The sequence below is a fragment of the Streptococcus sp. 2022WUSS037 genome (genome assembly GCF_044427225.1).
Classification (GTDB): Bacteria; Bacillota; Bacilli; order Lactobacillales; family Streptococcaceae; genus Streptococcus.
In genome coordinates, this window is the sequence record NZ_JAOTGJ010000070.1 from 1 (window position 1) to 1,325 (window position 1,325).

Below are 1,325 nucleotides of genomic sequence, written 5' to 3' on the forward strand. Positions count from 1 at the left end.
TTCAGTCTCTGTACCTTCGATAACGTAACGAGCTACAACTGAACCTGTCTTAACAACTGGTGTTTCAACTTTAGTATAGATGTAAACTACAGTCTTCTCACCCTCTTCAACTTCACCTGTTGGTGTTACACCTGTTTCATCAACTTTAACAAATGTATAGCCTTCGAAGTTACCTACGCTTGTTTCATAGGTTGAACCTACTTCACCATCACGAACGACATATGTTGTATCCGCAAGAACTTCGCCTTTATCAGTGATGTGACGAACAAGGACGCTACCTGTTTTCTTATCTTCGGTTGGAGTATTCACTTCTTCGTAAACGTAGGTAATGGACTTAGTACCTTCCGCAACTTGACCTTTCACTTCGTCAGTTCCATAGTGGAAGCCTTCTTTGTTACTTGTCAAGTGACCGTCTGTGGCAACTTGACCTACAGTCGCATCCGTTGCTTGTGCAACAAGACGGTATGTTTTGCCATCTTTAGTGATAACACTTGGGCGCTCTGTCGTCTTATCTGATGTGAGTTCGCCTGTATTGACAGTAGTATCGTAAGCTGATCCTACTTCTCCATCAGTGGTATCTTTAAACTCCGTACCGATAGTATTTCCTTCGGTATCTACGTAGTTAACGATGACTGAACCTTTCACTTCTTCGTAAACGTAGGTAATGGACTTAGTACCTTCCGCAACTTGACCTTTCACTTCGTCAGTTCCATAGTGGAAGCCTTCTTTGTTACTTGTCAAGTGACCGTCTGAGGCAACTTGACCTACAGTCGCATCCGTTGCTTGTGCAACAAGACGGTATGTTTTGCCATCTTTAGTGATAACACTTGGGCGCTCTGTCGTCTTATCTGATGTGAGTTCGCCTGTATTGACAGTAGTATCGTAAGCTGACCCTACTTCTCCATCTGTGGTATCTTTGAACTCTGTACCAATCTTAGTACCTTCGGTATCTACGTAGTTAACGATGACTGAGCCTTTCACTTCTTCGTAAACGTAGGTAATGGACTTAGTACCTTCCGCAACTTGACCTTTCACTTCGTCAGTTCCATAGTGGAAGCCTTCTTTGTTACTTGTCAAGTGACCGTCTGAGGCAACTTGACCTACAGTCGCATCTGTTGCTTGTGCAACAAGACGGTATGTTTTGCCATCTTTAGTGATAACACTTGGGCGCTCTGTCGTCTTATCTGATGTGACTTTACCTGTATTGACAGTAGTATCGTAAGCTGACCCTACTTCTCCATCTGTGGTATCTTTGAACTCTGTACCAATCTTAGTACCTTCGGTATCTACGTAGTTAACGATGACTGAGCCTTTCACTTCTTCGT

Annotated in this window: 1 protein-coding gene; it reads right to left on the minus strand. The window is 43.3% G+C overall.

What is annotated here, in order from left to right; translation table 11 throughout:
- Positions 1 to 1,325: MucBP domain-containing protein (locus ODU55_RS11635; protein ID WP_398582912.1), on the minus strand; the 1,325-nt coding region annotated here is incomplete at both ends.